The sequence below is a fragment of the Candidatus Limnocylindrales bacterium genome, assembly GCA_035559535.1.
Classification (GTDB): domain Bacteria; phylum Moduliflexota; class Moduliflexia; order Moduliflexales; family JAUQPW01; genus JAUQPW01.
Map to the genome: position 1 here is coordinate 47,425 of DATMBG010000015.1, position 23,910 is coordinate 71,334.

Consider the following 23,910-nt stretch of genomic DNA (forward strand, 5'->3'; position numbering starts at 1 on the left):
TACATGGATCTAACCTGCTTTAAAACCCTCATTAAAGAACACTGCGGCCTTCTCCTTGAAAATGAAAAGTTGGGGACCCTGGAATTAGCCATACACACCAGAATGTCACAGATGGGATTGAAATCCTCAACTGACTACTTCAACTGCCTCCTTCAAAACAAAGACGAATTTCTTCAACTGGTAAATCTCTTGATGATCAATGAAACTTATTTTTTCCGGGAACCTATCCACCTTAAAATACTTTCCGAACAGTTAATTCCTGAACTTCTTGAAAAGAAAAAATCCAGAACGAAAATAAGGATTTTAAGCGCCGGATGTTCAACGGGAGAAGAACCCTATTCCATTGCGATAACTCTTATGGAAAAGTATGGAGAATTAACCCGGGATCTCTTTTCTATAATAGCCTTAGATATCGACCGGGAGGCTGTTTGTATCGCAAAGGAAGGGGTTTATAGCCTGAGCTCCTTTCGAAATTTTAATAATTTTAATGAAGAGTTAAAGAAAAAGTATTTTAGAAAGATCGGGGACCACCGATATCAGATCCTGGAATCTGTCAAAGAAAAGGTCCATTTCCAGGCTACCAATCTTTTAAGCGATTTCTATTTACATGGAATAGTGGAAATGGATATTATTTTCTATCGAAATGTGGCCATTTATTTTGAGTCCATAGCCCAAAAGAAGATATTTCAAAAGTTGGCTGAGATCTTAACAGAGGGAGGTTACCTTTTCACCAGCTCAACAGAAACTTTCCTTCACAATATAGGAATTCTTTCTTTAATTGAAATAAACGGGGCATTTTTATATCAGAAAAAAATTATTCTCCAGGTTGATGAAAGAAGAAAATCCCCTCCGACTATTCCCGAAATCTCGATGCCCTCATCCCTAAAGTCCCCCCTTGATCCTCTAAAAGGTATTCCGAAACCGGAAAAACCAGATAACGCTTCCACCCTTTCCCAAAAATCTACTCAGAAATCCGTCCCCTTTGAAAAAAGAAAAAACTCCCATGTGCTTTTTGATACGGCCTTATTCCTGGCTAAAAACAAACAATACCAGGAAGCTTTAGATACCATCAATAAGTTTCTGGAAGAGCAGACCTCTCGGCTAGAGGCAAAGGCGGAACAAACCCTGATGCCCCGGGATACAACCCTTGCCAAGGCAAACACTTTAAAAGCCAGTATTTTAATCAATCTTCAGCAAATGGACGAGGCCACAGTAACCTGCCTGAAAACCCTTGAAATAGATCCCTGGTACCTGGAAAGCTATCTCCTCCTAGGAATTATAGCTAAAATTCAGAGTAACGATGAAGAGGCTAAAAAAAGGTTCAAGGAGGCTTTGTATATTCAACCTACCTGCTGGCTGGCCCATTTTTATCTCGCAGAGATTTATCATTCCCAGGGTAAATTGGATCAGGCTTATAAGGAGTACGGAATTGTAATAAAACTATTACAAAAAGGGAACCTCTTAGAACATGGTCTTACTTTTTTCCCTCTTTCGTTTTCGGCAAAACAAATCGTACATCTTTGTCATCATAACCGAAATAAATTGCAGGAACGTCTGGAGGAAAACCATGCCCATTGATCAGGCAAAATTTAGGGCCAGGTTTGTAGAAGAGGCCAGGGAACACATTCAAAAACTCAACGAAAGTCTCCTCAATTTGGAGAAAAATCCAGAAGATTCAGAGGCGGTGAATGCCATTTTTCGTTCAGCCCATACCATCAAAGGTTCCTCCAAGATGTTAAAATTAAACGCCATCAACGAAGTTGCCCATAAGTTAGAAGATGCACTGGTTGCTTTAAGGGAGAAAAAGATCCAGCTTTCAAAAAAGCTTTTAGATTTATTTTTTAAAGCTGTTGATACCATTTCCGATCTGGTGGACAAAATCGTTACCGGACAGGAAATTACAGCACATCACCGCCAAATTTGTGAAGCGTTGGAAAAGGTTTCCCAGGGGCTGGAAGTAGAAATCCAAGAAACAAAAACTGAGGAGGCAAAAAAGACCGACATTGAAGTGGAAAAAGGAGAAAGGGAGAAAGTAGAAGAAGCCCTTGAAAAGAAAAAGGAAGAGACAGGAGAAAAGGAGAAGATCTTTAAAGAAGAATCCTCAAAACCTCTGTTAGACTCTAAGTCTGAGATCTTGGATTCAAAAGAGGAACCTCAAATTCCAGATATAGCCAAACTTATAAAGAAAGGTACAAAGTCAAAAGTCGATGAGACGATTCGGATCCCGGCAGCCAGATTGGATGAACTGATAAAACTCATGGGAGAAATGGTCTTTAACCAGAGCCGGCTAAAACAAAGATTAACCGACATCCGAGAGATACAAAGGCTGGCAAAGAAAAACCTGGAACTACTCTCTCAGCTTGAAATCAAAAGTAGCTCTGCAGAAGCAGGTTTTAAGCCTGCCTTGAATGAGGAGATAAATCAAACTGCCCAGACTATTTATCAAAAACTGACCCAACTGGTTTTAAATATTCGAGATGATACCAACCTTCAAGAGTTATTAACCGCGGATTTACAGGAAAAAGCGCTTAGAATGAGGATGCTCCCCCTTTCCACTATTTTTGATTCATTTCCCCGGGTGGTCCGAGATATTTCAAGATCCCTGGGAAAGGAGGTTAATCTGATTATTCAAGGAGGGGAAACGGAACTGGACAAAAAAATCATAGAAAAACTTGGAGATCCTTTTCTCCATATGATTCGAAACGCCATCGATCACGGGATAGAAAAACCCGAAGATCGGCGAAAGCTTGGCAAACCGGAAACAGGTACCCTCATGATCTCTGCCCATTATGAAGGAGGAAGTGTATTAATTGAACTAAGCGATGATGGAAGCGGTATTTCTTTACAAAAAATAAAAGAAAAGGCCCTGCGTAAAAATTTATTTGACGAAGCTACACTGAACACCCTGTCTGAATCCGAACTTATCGATCTGATCTTCTACTCAGGTTTTAGTACCAGTACCCTTATTACAGATGTATCCGGTAGGGGGGTAGGTATGGATGTGGTAAAGAAAAATATCGTCGAAGACTTAAAAGGTACTATTCGCATTATAACAAAGGAAGGACGCGGTACTACCTTTTATATTCGGCTTCCACTCATCCTGGCTATTACCCATGTTTTACTCATCCGCACTTCGGATAAGATCTTTGCTATTCCGACCAGTTCGGTTCGAGAGATCCTGAGGGTTCCTAAAACAGAAATGATCGAGATCTTAGATAAACAGGCTATCCGACTCCATGAGCAACTTATTCCCGTCATGGAATTGAATATGCTTCTAAATCTTCCGGTGAGTAAAGCCCCAGAGGAAATAGATACAGAGAATTTATTGATTGTAATCGTTCATAGGGAGAACGAGCAACTAGGATTGATCATCGATTCGCTACTAGATGAAGAAGATATGGTCATAAAATCCTTACCCCCTCACATGAAAAATAATCGATGGGTGTCTGGGGTTATTATAACCGGCAATAACGAGACAGTTAATGTATTAAATGTTGCCACGATATTAGAGGCAGCGAAGGAAATGAAAGGTCTAAAACGTGACCGGAAAAAAACTCCAGAGGAAGAAAAGCGGGTAATAAACATCCTGGTGGTCGATGATTCTATTAACACTCGGGAAATAGAGAAAAGCATCCTGGAAGCCTACGGATATAGAGTTACTTTGGCGGATGACGGGTTGGAAGCACTTGAAAAAGCCCAAAAGTTTAAATATGATCTTATCATTACCGATATTGAGATGCCAAATCTCGACGGATTTTCGTTAACCGAAAAATTAAGAAAAGATAATCAATATAAAAATACCCCCATTATCATCGTAACCTCCCGAGAAAAAGAAGAAGACAAAAGAAAAGGGATTCAGGTTGGGGCCGACGCTTATATTATTAAAGGGGCCTTCGATCAATCCAATCTGTTAGAAACGGTTCAGAGCCTGATAGGTTAAGTTTCCTGGAGTTATTAAATAAAACATCTCCTCAAAGAGTTCATCATACCCTTTAGTTCCTCCTACCCTTTGTTTTAAGGGTAGGTTTTGTGGACCTAATCCCTCCGAACTTCCCTGGGAGGGAAGAAAGGAATCGGGCACAGGCGCCAGGTTAAGGCGCCTCCACCCGGTCCCCTCCCCCGTTTCATAGGGGAAGAAAGTTCGTTTCAAAGTTCCTTCCCCTGCAAAGCGAGGGAAGGTTAGCAGGGTAAACGTCTCGTTTGACATTAAGGAGACCCTCCTCAGATATCTTACGCTTATTCTAGCGCCTATGCTCCCGCCTCCCCCCAATATCTTTCTAAGAATAGAGCCATAACTCCAAGTAACTGTAACCATTTAGTAGGGGCCACTTTTTTCTGTCTGAACACCTCCTGGCCCCCCCTCCAGGGGGGACTTCAGCAGTGGTCACCCCACGTCAATCCCCCCTGGAGGGGGAGGGCCAGGAGGTGTTTCTTTTTCCACCTACTAAATTGATACGGATACTAACTCCGACAATTTCCCTTGACATAACCTAGTTTACCTATTAGAATCCACAGGGTAGACAGGCCCGATTGTCCTGGCTTTTTCTTTATTTATTTTTTTATTATAAAAAATTCTAAAACAACCTCCCGGCTTCATAAAGCGGTACTCTGAATATGAAATTTAAAGCCCTGGAGTTAACATGTCCTATCTGCAAGCGAGAGATGGGTCGCAACTGTGAAATAGTTTTACCGAAGTTGGAACGTTGGTTAATTCGCGTGATTAACAAAGATCATCCTGATTGGATTGAAGAAAAAGGGATATGTTCCAGATGTACGGAGTTTTATAGAGCCCGCTACGCGTATTGGATTAAACAAAACGACGCATGACTCCTGTTTTATTAAAAATTCTGACCCGATCTATAGACCGGATCAAACTGACTCTATCCTCAAAAAAACGAAGCTCTATTCGCCACCAACCCTATACAAGGGATTATTCTCATTTAACCCGCCGAGAATACCTGGAGCATCCTGAATTATTTTACCGTAAACCCCCTCCGATTAATCAGGTGAGAATTTTAAGAACAGAGTTCATAAGAGGATTTAAGCGCTCGTATCTTACCTTTCAGAGCCCTTATCAAACACCCTATTTAGAAAATAATACCGTTTATGGAATTTATACCACGGTCGACAGACCCGGTACAGCCGATTGGGTTTTAATTGTACTCCATGGATGGGGACGACCCCATTTCAGAATAGAAAAGAAAATGTGCCTTACCCTTGCCAGGCATGGGATTTCCTCCCTGTTACTTACCATGCCCTATCATCAGGAGCGAGCTCCTGCCGGAAGTTGGAGTGGGGAATATATGATCAGTGGGGATGTAGTTCGAACGGCCGAATCCTTTCAACAAACCATTGCCGAGGTTCAGGCCATTATCCCCTGGTTAAGACAAAAATTTCACCGGATAGGTATTTTCGGTATGAGTTTAGGTGGAATCATTGCCCATCTGGCCATGGCGGTAGAGCCCTTTGATGCGGGAATTACTTTACTGGCCGGTGGAAATAGTGCAAAAATCGTCTGGGAGGGACAAATGACCCAGTATGTGCGTGAAGATATAGAACGGGCCGGAATTACATTGGAACAACTTGAGCTTATCTGGCTGGCTACAAATCCCACAAACTTAGCCCCTAAGAACCGGGTCAAAAATCTCCTCATGATTAACGGGCAATTCGATGAGATTATACCGGTCTCCTATACCCTGGAACTCTGGGAGGCCCTGGGAAAACCCCCTATCAAATGGTACCCCTGCGCACATTATAGCAGTTACTTCTTCTTAAAACGAATTCTCCGGGATGTCGTTGAATTTATCGCAACGATCCAGGAATCCGGGGTTAGAAGTCCATATACTCTGACCTTAAGTCCCTCCCGTGACAATAAAATAACTAATCCCTTGACACCGGAAATTTAGATAACCTAGTTTAATCAATAAAGATTTTCATGGTCGATTCGACTAAAGTTTGAAAAAAGGAGAGTTTTTCATGTCTAAAAATGAAGATACCTTGAAGGAAGTAAGTTCCGTACGGGAGACAACGTCGTTAGAACTCGGATTGCAAGAATTAAAAAAGCAAATAACCAAAGAGTTGATGAAAATAACCGATATTGATGAAGAAAAACTGTCCGGATATATAAAATTTCTCGAAAATTTAGATGATACCACTCTGGATAACTGGATCAAGGGATTAGTGACGGAATTAGAGGAAAGGGCTTTACCCTTTCTGGGTCTTCTGGGACGAAGCTCCCATATCCTACTCTCTCAAAAAGCTTTAAAATACCTGGGCTCTCTTCAATCCCAAAAATCTGTGGATATTCTTACACAAATTGCGGAAACCCACCCCGATAAAAAAGTTCGAAAATCTGCCCGTACCAATTTATACCGACTTCAATCTGCCGGATTAGCCGTGAAAAGACCTCTAGACCCGGAAGTGGCCAAGAGCCGGGAGCGAAAGGTTAAGCACAAACCTTATCAAGCCCTGATGAGTAACGTGGATGGAAGCGGTTCCCAGCTTATCATTGTGGCCCGGGAGATGTTTGCCGGGGATTTACATCTCTTACAGAGCGTAATCAACGAAGAAGAAGGTCTCAAAGAGTGTCATGCGATGCGGGGACTCACCAAGAAAAGTTTTGCTCGATTAATAGAGGGAATGATAGAAAGGATGCGGCAAGAAGGTGCGCCGAACCTCACTCTGGTGGAAATAGATTATAATTATGGCATGCGCCTTATAGCGGAAGCGGAGAAACTTAATCAAACTCTGGGTACCGAAATATCCCCGGCTTATCTTTCGGTTAAAGAGCTCTTCCTGGAATCTGCAGATCTCACGGTACCTCCTCCTATTTATCAAAAACTCGATGCGGAAAAAATTAAATCTCAACCTCACCTGTTGCGTGGCTCTGCGGAACTTATTTCACATCCTCTCCTGGAGAGTTGGATTTTTGATATAGAGAAGATCAAAAGTTATGTAGACGAATTGAAAAAACAAGAAGAAACGGTTTTAGAGCTAAGCCCCCAATTTATAAAAGAACGAGAGGAAGCCATCTTCGATCAGGCACTTTCGGCATTGTTTGATGAGAAACACAAGCTCCTTTACAAAGAGAGATTGGAAAAGACGGCGTATATTCTCTTTACAAAGGGGGAAATCGAGGAAGCTAAAAAAGCCCTGGCTGCAGCCCTGGCGCTTGATCCTCAAAGCAGAGTTCCGGTTAAGAATCATCCCCTCATCGTCGAATTAGTCCACAGAAACATAACTTTTCTCAAAGAAGCCGAAGCCGGTGAGCTAACGGAAGAGGGTATAGAAAAATATTATGAAGAGAGGAAAAAAGCAAGAGAACAGAGTTCTTTGATCATCACGGATCTAGGTTTTCGATAAGTTCGAACAAATTTCTCAAGCCTTCATGATTGAAAAACTTAAAGAAAAAATCATTACTTCAATTGTATTCGGGGCCTGTGTTTTCCTCATCTTATCCTTATACGCCGATCTGGGTCAGATTAAGCTGGCAATCCCCCAGTTTAACTGGATTTATCTTCCGGCCATTATGATCCTGGCTTCTTCCAATTACCTCATTCGGTTCATAAAATGGGATTATTATCTAAAGTTGATTCAAATAGATCTTTCCAAAAAGGAAAGTTTAATGATTTTTCTATCCGGATTAGTCATGTCAATTACGCCGGGTAAATTCGGGGAGGTTCTGAAATCCTACCTGCTTAAAGAAGTCCGGCGGATTCCAATCAGTTCCTCGGCACCTGTTGTTCTTGCCGAAAGGCTTACCGATCTTATCGCCCTTGTGCTTCTTTCCACCTTTGGGGTATTTACATTTCATTACGGAGGCTCCTTACTCCTCAGTTCGGCCCTTGTAATCTTTGGGTCGGTTATGATAATTAGCTCTCGAGCCTTATCTATGCGGATGATCCGGCTCTTTGATAAGATTCCATTTTTCTCTAAGCATACCCAGAAGGTCTATAATTCCTACCAAAGGATGTACCAACTGGTAACTCTTAAGCCTCTTTTAATTGCAATTCCTTTGAGCCTTTTAGCCTGGCTGTCAGAAAGTATAGGGTTTTCTTTAATTTTAAAAGGATTTTCTTTTCCTTTACCCTTGAAGCAGTCGATCTTTATCTACGCCTTTTCAATTATAGCAGGAGCTGTAACTATGTTACCTGGAGGGATTGGGGTAACTGAAGGAAGTATGGCAGGTTTGCTGATTTTGGTTGCTAAAATACCCAAATCCATTGCCGTGGTTGCCACTTTGATTTTGAGGATATGTACACTCTGGTTTGCTGTTATGATAGGTGCTTTAAGCCTTCGCTACCTGCAGGGTAAGTTCCTTGTTCCCCCAATTGAAACATGAGAGAGATTAAAGTTGGATTAATCGGTCTGGGAACCGTAGGTGCCGGAGTGGTTAAGGTTTTACAGGAGAATAGCGATCTTATAGCCTGTCGGCTTGGGGCCAGGATTAAGCTGGGTAAAATTGCCGTGCGTGATCTTTCAGCCCCTCGACGGGTTAAAGTAGATCCTTCCCTTTTAACCCAAAATGTTCGGGATATCCTGGAGGACCCGGAGATACAGATCGTGATCGAACTCATAGGTGGCTATGAACCGGCTAAAAGTTTTATCCTCTCTGCCGTGAAAGCAGGTAAACATATCGTGACTGCCAACAAAGCCCTCCTTGCCGAAAGTGGGGGGGAGATTTTTCGCATGGCGGAAGAAATGGGAGTTGATATTGGATTTGAAGCGAGTGTAGGAGGTGGAATCCCGATCATACGCTCCCTCCGAGAAGGTTTCAGTGCCAACCATATTGAAGAAATCTTCGGGATTATAAACGGAACAGCGAATTATATTCTTACCGAGATGACCGAAAAGAAGGAAGATTTCCAGGTGGTTTTGAGAAAAGCTCAAGAAATGGGTTTGGCGGAAGCAGACCCTACGCTGGATATCGAGGGAATTGATGCGGCCAGCAAAATAGCCATTCTAACTTATCTGGCCTTTGGCGTAGAGGTTAAGCTGGATCAGATTTATACAGAGGGAATCTCCGGGATAACTCCGATGGATATCGACTATGCCGCAAACTTTGGTTACAAGATCAAGTTACTGGCCATTGCCAAAAGGGTTCAGGATGCCCTGGAAGTTCGGGTTCACCCGACGATGCTTTCCTACGATAATCCTCTGGCCAAAGTAGAGGGTGCTTTCAACGCCATCTATGTAAAAGGCGATGCCGTGGGGCCTTCCTTGCTTTACGGAAAGGGGGCCGGTATGATGCCAACCGCCAGTGCCGTAGTAGGAGATATTATCGAAATCGGTCGAAATATTCTAAAAGGTATTCATAATCGGGTTCCACTTTGGATGGATCGGGAATCGGGTACGGGAGATTGTAAATTCATGAAATATCCAATCCGACAACCCGACGAGTTTTCGTCCCGCTATTACCTTCGATTCACTGTGGTAGACCGCCCGGGGGTTCTCTCCAAGATTTCAGGGGTTTTAGGAAACTACGGAATCAGTATTGCATCGGTCCTTCAAAAAGAGCGCCACCCAGTAGACAGTGTCCCGGTGGTTATACTGACCCATACGGCTTTTGAGCGAGATGTAAAAAAAGCTTTATCGGAGATTGATAATCTCCCGGTTGTTAGGGGGAAAACCGTTTTAATTCGTGTTGAACAAGAGGATGAGACGGGGACTGGAAATTAGAGGTTGATAAGAAGTTTCCGGTCTCCATCAGGGATATGGCCTGGAAAGGTATCATCCATAAATACCGAGAGTTTTTACCGATTACCGATAAAACCCCTATTATAACCCTTCTGGAAGGGAATACTCCCTTGATCCGGGCGGAGAATCTCAAGGACGTTTTCGGTCAAGACATAGAAGTTTATCTGAAGTATGAGGGGCTTAATCCTACCGGATCCTTTAAAGATCGAGGTATGACCGTAGCGATCAGTAAAGCAAGAGAAGAAGGGGCCCGAGCGGTGATCTGTGCTTCGACCGGTAATACCTCTGCTTCGGCTGCGGCCTATGCTGCACGGGCCGGGATCCCGGCCTATGTACTCATTCCCAAGGGAGCCATCGCTCTGGGCAAACTTTCCCAGGCCATGATGCATGGGGCTAAGGTTCTGGCCGTAGACGGAAACTTTGATCAGGCCCTGAGTATGGTCCGGTATATTGCCGAAAATTATCCGGTCAACCTGGTGAATTCCATTAACCCCCTGCGACTTGAAGGACAGAAAACCGGTGCCTTTGAGATCTGTGAACAGCTGGGTGGAAGGGCTCCGGATTATCAGGCTATACCGGTAGGCAATGCCGGGAATATTACCGCCTACTGGCAAGGGTACAAGGAGTACAAGGCCCAGAACCTGATTTCGGAAACTCCCCGTATGATTGGATTTCAAGCCGAAGGGGCGGCTCCTATCGTGAGAGGCCATGTAATCGAGGATCCCCATACCATTGCAACTGCTATAAAAATAGGGAATCCCGCAAGCTGGAAAAAAGCCGAGAATGCCGTTCGAGAATCTCAGGGGACTATCGATATGGTCAGCGACGAGGAAATACTCCAGGCCTATAAACTCCTGGCCCAGAGGGAGGGGATTTTTGTAGAACCTGCCTCCGCCGCATCGGTCGCCGGAGTTATTAAATTTAGCAAACAAGGAAAGTTCAAAAAAGGTGATGTTATTGTCTGTATTTTAACCGGACACGGCCTCAAGGACCCGGATAGGGCCATCCAAATGGCACCCGAACCTATTACCGTCCCACCCGATGAAAAGGAAGTGGCTAAATGCCTGGGATTTTGAAAAATCAGGAATGGATTCGGTTATTCAATTCTATCATACCCATCCCATCAATGAAGACCAGATCCTCCAAACCCTGCAGGAAAAAGGGATTAACCTGGATAACTTAACCGAAGAGACGCTGAAGGACTATGATCAGGACCATTATGGTGGCGTGGAAGCCGTAGATATTCTGGCTCAGAAGGCCGGTATCCACTCATCCAGCTATGTTCTGGATGTTTGCAGCGGTATGGGTGGTCCTGCACGGTATCTGGCTCATCGATATGGATGTCGCGTGGTCGGTTTAGACCTTACCGAAAGTCGTTACCAGGGAGCTATTCGATTAACAAAACTCGTTAAATTAGATCATCTGGTTGAATTTAGATTAGGAAACGCCCTGGAAATGCCGTTTCCAGAGGATACTTTCCATGTAGTCATCGGTCAGGAAGCCTGGTTCCATGTTCCCAATAAGCCCAAATTAATCCAAGAATGCGCACGGGTTTTAAAGAAAGGGGGTACGATTGCCTTTACAGACATTTTACAGGTAAGTTCCCGGTATGAATCTGAGTTGGAAAAACTTCAACAGCAAATGCCCTTTCCCTACCTGGAAACCCTGGAAGGATACGCACAACTCCTGGAAAAAAATAAATTCTTGATCCTGGAAAAGGAAAACCTCAGCCAGCTCTGGACGAACCTCCTGCAAAATCGGCTGGAAATGTATCGGAACCTGAAAGATAAAACCATCCAAAAGTTCGGAGAGGAACATTACCGAAAATGGGATGAAACTTATAACCTCTTTGTATCTTTATTTAAAGAAGGAAAACTGGGAGGAGGAAGATTTATCGCGAAGAAGATTTAAGAAAGAAAATACAGGCCGGTACCTTAATCCCTGGGTCCAGGAATCAAATAACTTGTCAGAAAGTTCCCAACCTCCTACCTTATAAGTATGGCAGATATAAAAAAGCGACTACCCGGGAATGTACCCGGTGAATTTTTTGTAGACTCTACCTGTATTGATTGCGATACCTGCCGACAGTTAGCTCCTGAAACCTTTGAGGATTCGGGAGATTACTCGGTGGTTTATGCGCAGCCGGAGACAGAAGCAGCAAGACGAAAGGCTATCCGGGCCTTACTCGCCTGTCCGACAGGCTCCATTGGAACTCTCCACGAAATCCATACCCGAGAAGTCAGAGAGGATTTTCCCCTTCCCCTGGAAGACGGAGTTTATTATACCGGATTTAACTCTCCGAAATCCTATGGAGGGAACAGTTATTTTGTCCAGCATTCTCAAGGAAACTGGCTGATAGACTCTCCCAAGTATCTTCCCCATTTGATCAAGAAATTCGAAGCGTTGGGTGGAATCAAGTATATTTTTTTGACCCACCGGGATGATGTCGCCGAAGCAGACCGATATGCTAAAAAATTCAATAGCCGTCGGATTATCCACCGGGCGGATTTATCTGCACAGCCGGATGCCGAGATCATCATCGAAGGCTATGAAGCGATAGAATTTTCTCCAGAGTTTTGGATCATTCCAACCCCAGGTCATACCCGGGGTCATTCTGTGATGTTGTATAAGAATCGGTTTTTATTCACCGGGGACCATCTCTGGTGGAGTCGAAACTCCCAACGGTTACATGCTTCTAAAGGAGTCTGCTGGTATTCCTGGACCGAACAGACCAAGTCCATGGCAAAATTACAAAATTTTACTTTTGAGTGGGTACTGCCGGGTCACGGTCAGCAAATCAAGCTGGCTAAGGATGTGATGAAGCAAGAGTTGGAAGCCCTGGTGAAACGGATGCAGGTTTTCTAGAATAAGGAAAGATAAAAAAGAAGGGGAGGTGGATACCTCCCTTTTTCACCAGTATTCTTCAAAGTGAATGTTCCCCTTCACCTTTTTATAATCGGCCTGGAATCCTCGCTTCTCAAGGACTTCGATAACGCCTCGAGGCTCCGGATAGATTTTTTTCCCATTTTCATATTTAGGAATTCCGATCATAGCCGGATTCCCACAAAGAAAAACGTGGGTTCTTTGAGGATCCAGAGGTTTACCGAGATGTTCTTCCAATTCACCGGAATCTATAAAATCTTGAATATAAACTTTCTTGCCTTTGTTTTTGGGTTCCCGGGTCGTTAAAGTAATATAGTGATAATTTTTGTATTTTTGAGCCAATTTCTCATGAATGGCTTTGTAGGCGTGATCCCTTTCATAACGATTACAGACGATAGAAGTGATGGTGCCCTTATGCCCTCTTCTCAGGAGCTCCCAAATCATGGGGTTATGGGGAGCCTCTCCGGTGCCGGTAGCTCCAAAAATCACATCATCTTCCTCCTTTATGGGATCTAATACGTAGTTTCCCGTTACCTTATCGCCTATAAAGAGGCGATCTCCCGGCTTTAAGAGAAAAAGGCGAGGGGTCAAAGCAGGGGCTTCCTCGCTGCCCGGTCTCTCTTTGACAAGAACCACATAGAATTCATTGAAGTTAACCTTTTCGGGCTCTATCAAATTTTCACCGGATTCATCCACGACAGGATGTGAAAAGGAGAGGGCACGCCGGATCAGCTTCGACTCCATTCCCGGTTTTAAGATTTCTTTTTGAGTTCCCTCTCGTCTCGGTTCCCAGTAACCCAGTCCCAAGGTGGTATACTGCCCTGGTTTAAAATGTAAAACACCTTTATCCGGCCTGATCCGAATGACCCAAAGCTCTGGATGTTCTTCTCGAATATGCACGATAGTCCCATTGTAGTACTGTGCTCGTAAGGCATCCAGGTCAAGTTTTGCCATGGTACTCTCCTCTTGGTTCGAAAGTTCCTTCAGAAACCCATTTTCGTTGATCGAATCGAATAGAAAGTAGACGAGATCGGAGAAAATGGGTTTCTTACTCTGTGGGCTTTAATTAACTTTCCGCAATCGGTTCAACTGCTCTTGGATCTTTTGTTCATAACCATTCTCTGAGGGATGATAATATCTACGGTCTTTAAGCTCTTCTGGTAAGTATTGTTGTTCCACGTAGTTTCCCTGGAAATCGTGGGCATAGAGATAGTCTTTCCCATAACCCAAATCCTTCATCAAAGGAGTTGGTGCATTACGAAGATGAAGTGGGACCGGGAGGGCCCCTGTTCGTTTTACATCGGCCTGGGCTTCTTTAAGAGCCCTATAGGAGGCATTACTTTTCGGTGCCGTAGCCAGGTAAGTAGCTGCCTGGGCTAAATTAAGCTGAGCCTCCGGAAGGCCTACAAACTGAACGGCCTCCATAGCGGCCACGGCTATCAACAAAGCTTGAGGGTCCGCGTTACCGATATCTTCTGAGGCCAGAATAACCATACGGCGGGCAATAAAAAGGGGATCTTCTCCCGCTGCCAGCATACGAGCCAGGTAATAGATGGCCGCATCCGGGTCACTCCCCCGAAGGCTTTTAATAAAAGCCGAAATAACATTGTAGTGCTCTTCACCACTCTTATCATAAACCAGGGCTTTATGTCCTAAAACCTCTTCTAGCCTATTCAAAGTCAGGACCCGAATACCTTCAGGATTTGGTTCGGTATTTAAAACGGCCGCTTCTAAATTATTTAAGGCAATTCGAGCATCCCCGTTAGCCATATGGGCTATCCAGTTTAAAGCCGATTCTTCTAATTGAACCGGGTATTTCCCCAATCCCCGGTGTGGGTCTCTAAGCGCCCGTTCCAGAATAGTGCGAATATTTTCCTCTGAGAGAGGGTTCAGAATATATATCTGACATCTAGATAGCAGGGCTTTAATTACTTCAAAGGATGGATTCTCCGTGGTCGCTCCGATTAATATGAAAGAACCTTCTTCTACATGGGGTAAGAAGGCGTCCTGCTGGGTTTTATTAAGACGGTGAATCTCATCGACAAATAAAATCGTTCGTTTTTTATGAAATTTCAACTGATCCTGGGCCTCTTGGATTACTTGCCGAAGTTCTGGAATCCCGGAGGTTACCGCACGGAAGAAGACAAAATGGGCCCGGGTTTTGCCTGCAATAATTCTGGCCAGCGTGGTCTTACCCGATCCGGGAGGACCCCAGAATATCATGGAATGGAGATGGTCACTTTCAATGGCCTGGCGTAGAGGTTTACCCGGAGCAATAAGATGTTCCTGACCTACAAATTCTTCAAAAGATCTCGGTCTCACCCGATCTGCCAGAGGCGCTAAGCTTTTTAAATTTTTTTCATACTCCTGGTGAAACAGGTCCATAGTTCCATGATATTCTTTTTTTTTATTTGGTCAAGGAGATTCAACTTATCAAGTGGGAGTGTGGGGGTATGGGAGTGTGGGAGTGTCGAGGTGTGGAAGTATGGGGGTGGGGAAGAATATACTTCCATCCCCCCATACCCCCACACTCCCATACCCCCATACTTTAGGATTAAATACAGAAAATTAATGAAACTGTTCCATCTCCGTTGAGCCAACCAGGGCTTGCGTGGAGGCGGTACCCTGAGAAATAATCTGGGTAATAAGGTCAAAGTAACCGGTCCCGACTTCCCGCTGATGTTTGGTTGCCGTATAGCCATGGATTTCACTGTCGAATTCGGCCTGTTGTAAATCGGAGTAGGCCAGCATGCCTCGTTTTTTGTAATCCAGGGCAAGGGTGAACATGCTATAGTTGAGGGCATGGAATCCGGCCAGGGTAATAAACTGGAACTTGTATCCCATGGCTCCAAGCTCTTTCTGGAATTTCGCGAGGGTATGAGCGTCTAACTTTCTCGCCCAATTGAAAGAGGGGGAGCAATTATAGGCCAGGAGTTTTTCTGGAAACTCACCATGGATGGCCTCTGCAAAGGTTTTGGCCTCTTCCAGATCCGGTGTAGATGTTTCACACCAGATCATATCAGCATAGGGAGCATAGGCCAGGCCTCTCGTAATGGCTGCATCGAGTCCCCCACGGAATTTAAAAAAACCCTCCGGGGTACGCTCTCCGGTTAAGAATCCATGGTCTCTGGGATCAATATCACTGGTAATTAGTCGGGCACTCTGGGCATCTGTTCGGGCTATAAGAATCGTTGGTACATCCATGACGTCGGCTGCCAGTCGGGCGGCTAACAGGGTACGGATAAATTGACTGACGGGAACCAGGACCTTTCCTCCCATATGGCCGCATTTTTTTTCGGAAGCCAGTTGATCTTCAAAATGAACCCCTGCTGCTCCTGCTTCAATCATTGCCTTCATTAACTCATAAACATTTAAAAGGCCTCCAAATCCGGCTTCTGCATCGGCTACGATAGGGGCCAACCAGTAAATTTCCTTTTTTCCTTCGGCGTGATGGATTTGATCGGCCCGCAATAAGGCCTGGTTAATTCTTTTAACCAGTTGCGGGACGCTATTGGAGGGGTATAGGCTTTGATCCGGGTAAGTTTGTCCGGCAAGATTGGCATCGGCAGCCACCTGCCATCCGCTCACATAAATAGCCTTTAATCCGGCTTTTACCTGTTGCACGGCCTGGTTACCGGTTAAAGCTCCCAAGGCCGGTACATACGCTTCGGTTTGGAGAAGATACCAAAGTCGCTTAGCCCCTAATTCGGCAAGGGTATATTTGATTTCAAAGGAACCCCGAAGTTTAAGGATCTCTTCGACGGTGTAGGAACGAACGATTCCCTTCCAGCGCTCCGTGTTATTCCAACTTTTTAAAACCTGCCAACCCTCCTTCATAGAAAATCCTCCTTGTTTTTTAAATGGTTAGATAATTAAAGTAGAAAAACTTTTATGGAAACGCTCCGTGTTGAACCCTGCCCTTCTAATTTGGGGACTTTTTTTTCAGATGTCAAGCGAAATTTCGCTTAAAAATATTATTTCGCTTATAGAGAAAAAACTTCTTTAGCTAAAGAACAAAATTTTTTCGCAGCTAGTGAAGGATGCCTGGTTTAATTTCAAACCTCCACTTATATTAACTATAAAAAGGAGAGGAACGTATCAAAACTCACAACCACCTGAGGAGGGGAGTCATGAACTTACCTGGTGAAAACCTGCGGTTTATTCTGGGAATTAAATTGAAGCAATTCCGTCACCAGAAGGGCTATTCCTTAAAGGAACTGGCCGAGAAAACCAACCTATCTCTTTCTTATTTGAGTGAAATCGAGAAAGGGAAAAAATATCCTAAACCCGAAAAGATCCTTCAGCTTGCCAGAGCCTTGAATATCTCCTTCGATGAATTGGTTTCCCTCAAGGTAAATGAAGAGCTTGATTCACTCAAAGCCATTCTTAATTCCCCCTTTATTCAAGAGTTCCCGTTTCACCTGTTTGGAATTGAACCTCAAGAAATCGTGGATCTCGTCACCAACTCCCCCAGCAAAGCAGGGGCTCTTATCCGCACCTTACTGGAAATCGGTCAATCTTATGGAATGCAGGTAGAGCATTTCTTGTTTGCGGCTCTGCGTTCCTATCAACAACTCCACCAAAATTATTTTGAAGATATCGAGAAAGCCGTATCAACCTTTGTTGCTCAACACCAATGGAAAGTCGATCCTCCCATTTACGGTGAGCAGCTCCGGAAAGTACTTATAGAAGAATACGGTTACATCTTGGATGAAACGACCCTTGCCCATTATCCAGAACTCCAGGGATTTCGCTCCGTTTGGATTAACAGAAATCCACCCAAGTTGTTAATTAATCGAAAGCTCCTACCTTCCCAAAAAGCTTTTATCCTGGGTCGTGAAATCGGTTACTGTTTCCTTGGTTTGAAAGAACGTGCCACGACCTCTTCCTGGTTAAAGGTGGAATCGTTCGAGCAGGTACTCAATAACTTTAAAGCCTCTTATTTTTCAGGAGCTTTATTAATCAATAAAGATTTGCTTTGCCGGGATCTGGAGAAATTTTTCCAGAAAGAACAATGGGAGGGAAAGGGTTTCTTAGCCCTCATGAGACGTTACGAAGCAACCCCGGAGATGTTTCTCTATCGGCTGACCGAGCTTGTCCCCAGATTCTTCGGACTCCACGAGATCCACTTTTTAAGATTTAACCATGAAGTGGGGAGTAATAACTACTCATTGACCAAATTATTTAACATGTCTCAGGTATTTGTTCCACATGGTTTGGGATTGAATGAGCATCACTGTCGGCGTTGGCTTTCCATTCGCCTGCTTAAAGAATTAGCCGAAAGGCAAAAGCGTGGAGAGCGGGACACGACCCTTATTGCAGTCCAACGATCCAGATACCTCAACATTAACGCCGAATTTTTTACCATTACCCTGGCACGACCCCTTGCTTTAAGCAAAGGAACTAACTCCAGTGTTACGTTGAGTTTTTTAATCAATGATCAATTTAAGAAAACCGTCCGATTTTGGAACGACCCCCATGTTCCTACCATAGAGGTAAATGAAACCTGCGAGCGGTGTGGTTTATCGGAAGCCCTATGCCGGGATCGTGTGGCCCCCCCTACGATCTATCAGAAAGAACAGACTCAAAAAATCCGAGAAAAAGCCCTACAGCAACTTCTACAGGAAGTATAATCCCCATCTAAATGGGAGTACCGGCTTGTAGGTGTCGGAGAGAGTGCTTGTAAATAGGTCCCTTCCCCGCCCCTTTCCCTACTCCCTTACTCCCAAGCTTCTACCATAACCTTCTACAGCTCTTCAGGGATAACTTTTAAAATATTTGGCCGGGAATACCTATTTTCCAGAAGCCGAGACCGGAAGATCTCCAGGTTGACCCCAAAGGGTGGTTATCGTATGTTTAAATCCAGAGGAAGATGTGAGGATAGACCATTGTCCGACTCCAGAGGAGGTACTAAAGATTCCCAGATCTGTTTTTCCGTCTCCATCGAAATCTGCCGGTACGGGAAGATCTCCTTGCTTGCCGAAGGCTTTTTTAATGATCGTACCATCTTTAAGTCGAAGGATCCAGGTACCCTTATCGGGCCTCCAGACAGCTATATTCGCCTTCTTATCTCCATCATAATCCCCGGGTACGGGGAAATCTTCATTCTGTCCGAGAAGGAAGCTATGAGGACCCCCCTGAGAGTTAAAGATAAACCAAAAAGCCTGCTCCGAGCTGGATTGAGGAGGTCTAAAGACCGCCACATCATCCCTTCCATCCCCATCGTAATCTGCAGGAACGGGCCTATCTCCGGTCTGACCCCAGACTAAATAGGAAGAATTACCTCCTGATGGAAGGATAAACCACTCTCCAGTAGAGGGTCGCCAGACAGCCCGATCTGTTTTCTTATCCCCGTCATAATCTCCCGGGACAGGAATATCCCCTGGAATTCCCCAGGCCTGAACTTCAATGGAGAAATCCAGCAGATCGAGGGTATGGAACAAAGTCCTCCTACCATACTTCCCTACCCCCAGAGGGTCATCCTTCAGAAGGTACCATTCTCCGGTAGAAGGCCGCCAGAAGGCAAGATCTGTTATTCTATCTCCGTCGTAATCCCCGGGAGTTGGAATATCTTCTGAAGATCCGAAAGAGGGAGAATTGGAGAGACCCTGTACCAGCCATTCTCCCGTAGAAGGTCGGTAAACAGAGATATCAGTTCTACCATCTCCACTGTAATCTGCTGTAGCTGTTAGAGGAACCGGCAAAGGAGGGGCAGTACCTACGATTTTAGCAAGGAAAGCATCTGTGAGACCACCGGAAACCAGCTGCAGAGGACGGACCGTTGGAAAATTGATCGAAGCCGTCTGCCCAGATACATAGACATTACCCAGGTTATCCAGGGCAATACCTCGTCCAGTTTCCCCCTGATTACCCCCCAGATAACTGGAGTAAACCAAAGCAGAACCCGCAGCATTCAGTTTTGCTACGAAGGCATCTAAAGAACCTCCATAAAAAGGTTGGAAGGGATTTACAGTTGGGAATTGGGTTGAGCCAGTAGCTCCCACCACATATGCATTCCCCGCCATATCGACTGCAATACCCCGACCGACATCATAGGCTTTGCCACCCAGGTAGGTAGAATAGATTAGCGCGGATCCAGCAGGATTCAACTTAGCTATGAAGGCATCCTTATCCAGAAAACTACCTTGCTTTCGCTGTAAAGGATTTTTAGTTGGAAAGTCGGCTGAAGAAGTCTCTCCGGTTATATAAACACTTCCGAAAATATCAACTGCAATACCCCGACCGACATCTTCCCCGTTACCGCCGAGATAAGTGGAGTAGATGAGGGCAGAGCCTGCCGGGTTCAACTTAGTCACAAAGGCATCACCAAAGGAGCTACCGCCTCCAAACGCGGATTGGATAGGAGCCACCGTTGGGAAGTTGACCGAGGTGGTAAAACCGGTTACATAGGCATGACCCAAGGCATCTACAGCAATACTCCGGCCAGAATCTTCGCCCCTGCCACCCAGGTAAGTAGAATAAACAGCAGAACCGTTAGGATTCAACTTGGTTATAAAAGCATCCCCGAAAGAACCTTTTCCCCCACCGAAAACCGGTTGAAAAGGATTCAGGACGGGAAAGTTAGTCGACAGGGTATTACCGGTTATGTAGGCATTACCTTCCAGGTCTACCGCAATAGCTTTTCCCTCATCAGGGTTATCTCCCCCTACATAGGTAGAATAGATAAGGGTGGAACCGGTCGGATCTAATTTTGCCACGAACGCATCTCCAAAAGAACTACCTCCGCCAAAAATAGGCTGGAATGGGTTTGCGGTTGGAAAGTCCATGGAATTGGTATTACCTACTATATAAGCATTCCCCCTTGGATCTACCGCTACACCGCGACCAAAATCGTTGTGACTGCCGCCTAAATAGGTAACGTAAATAAGCGTGGAACCTGTAGGATCTACCTTTGCTACAAAACTATCACTATCGAAGAAATCGCCCTTTGAAGGTTGTACAGGATTGACCGTTGGAAAGTCAAGGGAAAAGGTATTTCCTATTACATAGGCATTACCCCCGGAATCCACGGCGATCCCACGGCTGAAATCCTCACTACTACCTCCAAGATAAGTAGAATAGGTTAATACCGGATCAATGAAAAGAGGTTTCTGAGTATCATAGGAATCTATTTGAAAACCGAGGATAGGTCTGGATTCGTTGTTGGAAGTCTTTTGTCTATGGTCCAGGCTCTCAAAATCAAGGAACACATAATGGGCGGGTACCATCCGTTTACTACCGTTAACCTCCTGATAGACCTCAGGTTTATGTAAGTAAACATACGCGTTAGTAACACGCAGAATAAGAGCTCCCTCGGGGTTTATTTTAAGGTCGTCGGCGCCTTCCACGGTAAATCGAATGGCTTTAGGGTCTGCACCCGGAGCTACCACAAAGTCATATTCCAATTGGTGTTGATTACCATGGTAGATCAGATCCACGCCAGGGTATATATCTTTGTATTTAACACGGGCATAGGTGGGAATGCGGGTATACCATTTTTTTGGATCTTGACCGATGAAATAATTACTCTGACCGGGCCGTTGATCTAAACCGACTACTTCAGGCTCGGAGTTAGCCTTTATCCACTTTATATGCAAAACAGGGGTTTTACCGGGTAGGGATTGCCCCCTATCAAAAGATTCAAGGTCTTGGGCCTGGGATTTAGTTAGAAAGTAGGCAGCTCCTGTTAAAGTCAGGAAAAGGATATAACCCGGACCTCGGGATAAAAACTTTACCTGAGGGTCGGTCTGTCCCTGGTTAGCTTCGAAACTTAACGGAAACCGGACAAAGGTTGAAACTGAGGGCTTTGGGGATAGCCTTTCTATTTGCTTGACTTGATTAACCTGGGAAAGAAATTCAGGGGTTTGCAAATTTAAATCAGCAAATACAGAAAGGGAGGCAGGGGTTGATACCTGCATATCTCCCCCTAAAATCCCCCAACATATCATTCCGATCATCAGGCTGAGTAAATACCTTACCCGACCGGTGGAAGATCCCATACTTCTCGACCTTTCAAAATTTTAAACAAAAGGAGGAGGAGATGCTGTGTTGATTTAAAAATACCATGTCCAGGTTCTTTCTCTTTTTGGATTTCAGGAAAATTTAACTTTTTTACTGGGGTATATAATTAAGGTCATTGGTCACCACCAATTTATCCAATCGGGTCCCATCTTCTCTTCCGGAAATCGTAAAGGTATGGGTTCCTGCAGAGAGGTTGAAAGAGACCGGATTTGGCCCTCCTACGTTACTAACCCTGACCCAAACCGGACTATTGCCTACTGGAATATCCCAGGTATATCGGGTACCACTATCCATTTGAGCATAGAAGCTGTTCGACGCTGAATCTGGCCCCATCACACGACCCCAAATCACATGGCTTCCCGTAACCGAAATAGAAAAGGTAAATGCAGCAGCTCCTTTATTGTTATTTAACCCAAATGTTGTGTTAGGCACTTCGATATAATAACCTCCAGAGGCCAGAGAGTTTGCTACTGTCCTCATGGGAGAGGTCAGAAGTCCCGACTCGGCTTCTATATGGAGATAGGTATTTGGGTTCGGAGTTGGTGTAGGCGTCGGGGTCGGCGTCGGGGTCGGGGTGGCTGTAGAGATCGGCGTAGGCGTCGGGGTCGGCGTCGGGGTTGAGGTGGGTGTTGGACTGGGAATAGGGGTTGGCGTTGGGGTGGCTGTAGAGATCGGTGTAGGCGTCGGGGTCGGCGTACTTGCCTGAGCAGCCAGTTTAGCAATAAAAATATCTGTAAGACCGAAAGTTGTAAGGGTGGTGGTATCAAATGTTGCCGTGTTTTCAAACCATCCCGTAACCAGACTATTACCCGAGCTATCCACAGCAACAGCAAATCCCACGTCGGTTCCTGTTCCACCGGCTTGTTTGGCCCACAACAGTTTACCAGTGGTATCGTATCTGGCAATAAAGATATCATCCTGACCGGCGCTGGTCAATGTAACCGGACCGGATTCCCCACTACCAAAGGTTGCTGTGGCATTAAAATGTCCACTGATCGTACTGTTACCCGAACTATCCAAAAAAAGATTTTTGGGTCTATCCAAACCTGCTCCACCGGCTTGTCTGACCCATAACAGATTACCGGAGGTATCATATTTGGCAAGAAAAATATCCTCATTACCGGCACTGGTTAAGGTAGTGGTGTCAAATTTTACGGTACCGGTAAATGTTCCGGTAAGGTATAGGTTGGCAGATGTGTCCACATCGATACCCCGTCCAATATCATCTGTTGAACCGCCTATTTGCTTGATCCACAACAAATTACCTGATGGGTCATATTTCGCAAGGAAGATATCCCGGCCGCCAGTACTCCTTAACGTTGTTGTATCAAAAGTTGCTGTACCTTGAAAATGACCGGTGAGATAGATGTTACCAAGCGCATCTACTACGACCTCACGTCCCCAATCCTCACCTGTTCCGCCAGATCGTTTGGCCCAGAGCAACTTGCCAGAAGCCTCATACTTGGCCAGGAAGATGTCGGGTTGACCCGCACTGGTCAGGATAGTCTCGTTAGACTCCCCTTTCCCGAAAATAGCTGTGCCATTAAAATATCCTGTTACAAGGCTATTACCGGAGCCGTCTACAAAAACATCAACACCAACATCTTCACCTGCTCCACCGGCTTGTTTAGCCCAGAGAAAATTCCCAGATACATCATACTTAGCCATGAAGATATCCGCCTGCCCGGCACTGGTTAAGGTGGTTTGATTGGGTTCACCGGCTGCGAAGGTTAAAGTACCGTTGGTTACTTTATCACTAAAATATCCTGTGATAACACTACTACCTGAGCTATCTATGGCAATACTAAATCCGGCATCATCCCCCGGTCCATCCACCTGTCGACTCCAGATTAAATTGCCCGATGGGTTATATCTGGCGAGGAATATACCCCTGCCTGCAACCCCATTAAACCATCCGGTAACATAACTGTTACCCGTCCCATCGACATCAATACCATGCCCACTATCCGCACCTACTCCACCACCCTGGATAACCCAAAGAAAACTCGGTACCTGGGCATATATCCCATGACTGACAAAAATAAGAGCCAGCAGAAATATAAATAGAAGAAATCCTAAAATAGATTTTTTAGATTTTTCCTTAGATTTTAAGTTATCTAAGTTTTTCATTTTTTTTCTCCTGATTTTCTCCTGGATTATTCCTTTTATTAAGTTATTAAGCTTAATCGGAACTACAAAATTTTAGACTAAAATTATAAGGTTTTAGATTAATAGATCACTCATTTATTTTTTGAAATATGGTATCAACGACTCCTATCCCTCCTCTATTGCCTGTGAGCCTGCCGGGGG

The 23,910-nt window shown here is 44.8% G+C and carries 17 protein-coding genes; 11 read left to right on the forward strand and 6 right to left on the reverse strand.

Annotated elements, in window-relative coordinates; all coding sequences use genetic code 11:
* The first annotated feature begins 3 nt into the window (after positions 1 to 3).
* Positions 4 to 1,578 carry a CheR family methyltransferase gene (locus tag VNM22_04585; protein ID HWP46420.1) on the forward strand — a complete coding sequence of 525 codons (1,575 nt, stop codon included), beginning with the start codon at positions 4 to 6 and terminating at the stop codon, positions 1,576 to 1,578.
* Positions 1,568 to 3,940, forward strand: coding sequence for a hybrid sensor histidine kinase/response regulator (locus tag VNM22_04590; protein ID HWP46421.1), 2,373 nt, complete (start codon positions 1,568 to 1,570; stop codon positions 3,938 to 3,940). Before VNM22_04585 ends, VNM22_04590 begins: the two co-directional genes overlap by 11 nt.
* On the opposite strand, the gene VNM22_04595 is transcribed toward VNM22_04590, so the two are convergent.
* Positions 3,911 to 4,207 (reverse strand): hypothetical protein, encoded by a 297-nt coding sequence (locus tag VNM22_04595; protein HWP46422.1) that lies wholly within the window; start codon positions 4,205 to 4,207, stop codon positions 3,911 to 3,913. The genes VNM22_04590 and VNM22_04595 overlap by 30 nt on opposite strands.
* A gap of 407 nt (positions 4,208 to 4,614) precedes the next feature.
* Here VNM22_04595 and VNM22_04600 point away from each other — a divergent pair, with 407 nt between their 5' ends.
* The 8 genes from VNM22_04600 to VNM22_04635 all read left to right on the forward strand — a co-directional run bounded on the left by VNM22_04600 (position 4,615) and on the right by VNM22_04635 (position 12,561).
* Positions 4,615 to 4,827: a hypothetical protein gene (locus VNM22_04600; protein HWP46423.1), complete on the forward strand. Its 213-nt coding sequence runs from the start codon at positions 4,615 to 4,617 to the stop codon at positions 4,825 to 4,827.
* The gene (locus tag VNM22_04605; protein HWP46424.1) at positions 4,824 to 5,906 is read left to right on the forward strand and encodes an alpha/beta hydrolase family protein; all 1,083 of its coding nucleotides are present in this window, start codon (positions 4,824 to 4,826) and stop codon (positions 5,904 to 5,906) included. The genes VNM22_04600 and VNM22_04605 overlap by 4 nt, the downstream gene beginning before the upstream one ends.
* 70 nt (positions 5,907 to 5,976) lie before the next feature.
* Positions 5,977 to 7,362, forward strand: coding sequence for a hypothetical protein (locus VNM22_04610; protein ID HWP46425.1), 1,386 nt, complete (start codon positions 5,977 to 5,979; stop codon positions 7,360 to 7,362).
* A 25-nt stretch (positions 7,363 to 7,387) separates the two neighbouring features.
* Positions 7,388 to 8,341, forward strand: coding sequence for a lysylphosphatidylglycerol synthase transmembrane domain-containing protein (locus VNM22_04615; protein ID HWP46426.1), 954 nt, complete (start codon positions 7,388 to 7,390; stop codon positions 8,339 to 8,341).
* The gene (locus VNM22_04620; protein ID HWP46427.1) at positions 8,338 to 9,678 is read left to right on the forward strand and encodes a homoserine dehydrogenase; all 1,341 of its coding nucleotides are present in this window, start codon (positions 8,338 to 8,340) and stop codon (positions 9,676 to 9,678) included. Before VNM22_04615 ends, VNM22_04620 begins: the two co-directional genes overlap by 4 nt.
* 35 nt (positions 9,679 to 9,713) lie before the next feature.
* Positions 9,714 to 10,772: a threonine synthase gene (gene thrC, locus VNM22_04625; GenBank protein HWP46428.1), complete on the forward strand. Its 1,059-nt coding sequence runs from the start codon at positions 9,714 to 9,716 to the stop codon at positions 10,770 to 10,772.
* Between the two features lie 10 nt (positions 10,773 to 10,782).
* Positions 10,783 to 11,607: a methyltransferase domain-containing protein gene (locus tag VNM22_04630; GenBank protein ID HWP46429.1), complete on the forward strand. Its 825-nt coding sequence runs from the start codon at positions 10,783 to 10,785 to the stop codon at positions 11,605 to 11,607.
* Positions 11,608 to 11,694: 87 nt separating this feature from the next.
* Positions 11,695 to 12,561, forward strand: a complete 867-nt coding sequence (locus VNM22_04635) for an MBL fold metallo-hydrolase (GenBank protein ID HWP46430.1) — start codon at positions 11,695 to 11,697, stop codon at positions 12,559 to 12,561.
* Positions 12,562 to 12,606: 45 nt separating this feature from the next.
* Here the strand turns inward: VNM22_04635 and VNM22_04640 are convergent, their stop codons facing one another.
* From VNM22_04640 to aceA, 3 genes are all read right to left on the reverse strand, one after another.
* Positions 12,607 to 13,533, reverse strand: coding sequence for a ferredoxin--NADP reductase (locus tag VNM22_04640; protein HWP46431.1), 927 nt, complete (start codon positions 13,531 to 13,533; stop codon positions 12,607 to 12,609).
* Positions 13,534 to 13,641: 108 nt separating this feature from the next.
* Positions 13,642 to 14,964, reverse strand: a complete 1,323-nt coding sequence (locus tag VNM22_04645; GenBank protein HWP46432.1) for a replication-associated recombination protein A — start codon at positions 14,962 to 14,964, stop codon at positions 13,642 to 13,644.
* A 183-nt stretch (positions 14,965 to 15,147) separates the two neighbouring features.
* Positions 15,148 to 16,416 carry an isocitrate lyase gene (gene aceA / locus VNM22_04650; protein ID HWP46433.1) on the reverse strand — a complete coding sequence of 423 codons (1,269 nt, stop codon included), beginning with the start codon at positions 16,414 to 16,416 and terminating at the stop codon, positions 15,148 to 15,150.
* A gap of 293 nt (positions 16,417 to 16,709) precedes the next feature.
* Here aceA and VNM22_04655 point away from each other — a divergent pair, with 293 nt between their 5' ends.
* Positions 16,710 to 18,212: an XRE family transcriptional regulator gene (locus VNM22_04655; protein HWP46434.1), complete on the forward strand. Its 1,503-nt coding sequence runs from the start codon at positions 16,710 to 16,712 to the stop codon at positions 18,210 to 18,212.
* A 159-nt stretch (positions 18,213 to 18,371) separates the two neighbouring features.
* On the opposite strand, the gene VNM22_04660 is transcribed toward VNM22_04655, so the two are convergent.
* Together VNM22_04660 and VNM22_04665 are read right to left on the reverse strand one after the other, a co-directional pair.
* On the reverse strand, positions 18,372 to 21,578 hold the full coding sequence (locus VNM22_04660) for an SBBP repeat-containing protein (protein ID HWP46435.1): 3,207 nt from the start codon (positions 21,576 to 21,578) through the stop codon (positions 18,372 to 18,374).
* Positions 21,579 to 21,690: 112 nt separating this feature from the next.
* Positions 21,691 to 23,730, reverse strand: a complete 2,040-nt coding sequence (locus tag VNM22_04665) for an SBBP repeat-containing protein (protein ID HWP46436.1) — start codon at positions 23,728 to 23,730, stop codon at positions 21,691 to 21,693.
* Positions 23,731 to 23,910 lie beyond the last annotated feature (180 nt).

Bases quoted from the DNA above. Each gene is read 5' to 3' on its own strand.
- VNM22_04585 (HWP46420.1), top strand. From the start codon at position 4: ATGGATCTAACCTGCTTTAAAACCCTCATTAAAGAACACTGCGGCCTT.
- VNM22_04590 (HWP46421.1), top strand. From the start codon at position 1,568: ATGCCCATTGATCAGGCAAAATTTAGGGCCAGGTTTGTAGAAGAGGCC.
- VNM22_04595 (HWP46422.1), bottom strand. From the start codon at position 4,207: ATGTCAAACGAGACGTTTACCCTGCTAACCTTCCCTCGCTTTGCAGGG.
- VNM22_04600 (HWP46423.1), top strand. From the start codon at position 4,615: ATGAAATTTAAAGCCCTGGAGTTAACATGTCCTATCTGCAAGCGAGAG.
- VNM22_04605 (HWP46424.1), top strand. From the start codon at position 4,824: ATGACTCCTGTTTTATTAAAAATTCTGACCCGATCTATAGACCGGATC.
- VNM22_04610 (HWP46425.1), top strand. From the start codon at position 5,977: ATGTCTAAAAATGAAGATACCTTGAAGGAAGTAAGTTCCGTACGGGAG.
- VNM22_04615 (HWP46426.1), top strand. From the start codon at position 7,388: ATGATTGAAAAACTTAAAGAAAAAATCATTACTTCAATTGTATTCGGG.
- VNM22_04620 (HWP46427.1), top strand. From the start codon at position 8,338: ATGAGAGAGATTAAAGTTGGATTAATCGGTCTGGGAACCGTAGGTGCC.
- thrC (HWP46428.1), top strand. From the start codon at position 9,714: ATGGCCTGGAAAGGTATCATCCATAAATACCGAGAGTTTTTACCGATT.
- VNM22_04630 (HWP46429.1), top strand. From the start codon at position 10,783: ATGGATTCGGTTATTCAATTCTATCATACCCATCCCATCAATGAAGAC.
- VNM22_04635 (HWP46430.1), top strand. From the start codon at position 11,695: ATGGCAGATATAAAAAAGCGACTACCCGGGAATGTACCCGGTGAATTT.
- VNM22_04640 (HWP46431.1), bottom strand. From the start codon at position 13,533: ATGGCAAAACTTGACCTGGATGCCTTACGAGCACAGTACTACAATGGG.
- VNM22_04645 (HWP46432.1), bottom strand. From the start codon at position 14,964: ATGGACCTGTTTCACCAGGAGTATGAAAAAAATTTAAAAAGCTTAGCG.
- aceA (HWP46433.1), bottom strand. From the start codon at position 16,416: ATGAAGGAGGGTTGGCAGGTTTTAAAAAGTTGGAATAACACGGAGCGC.
- VNM22_04655 (HWP46434.1), top strand. From the start codon at position 16,710: ATGAACTTACCTGGTGAAAACCTGCGGTTTATTCTGGGAATTAAATTG.
- VNM22_04660 (HWP46435.1), bottom strand. From the start codon at position 21,578: ATGGGATCTTCCACCGGTCGGGTAAGGTATTTACTCAGCCTGATGATC.
- VNM22_04665 (HWP46436.1), bottom strand. From the start codon at position 23,730: ATGAAAAACTTAGATAACTTAAAATCTAAGGAAAAATCTAAAAAATCT.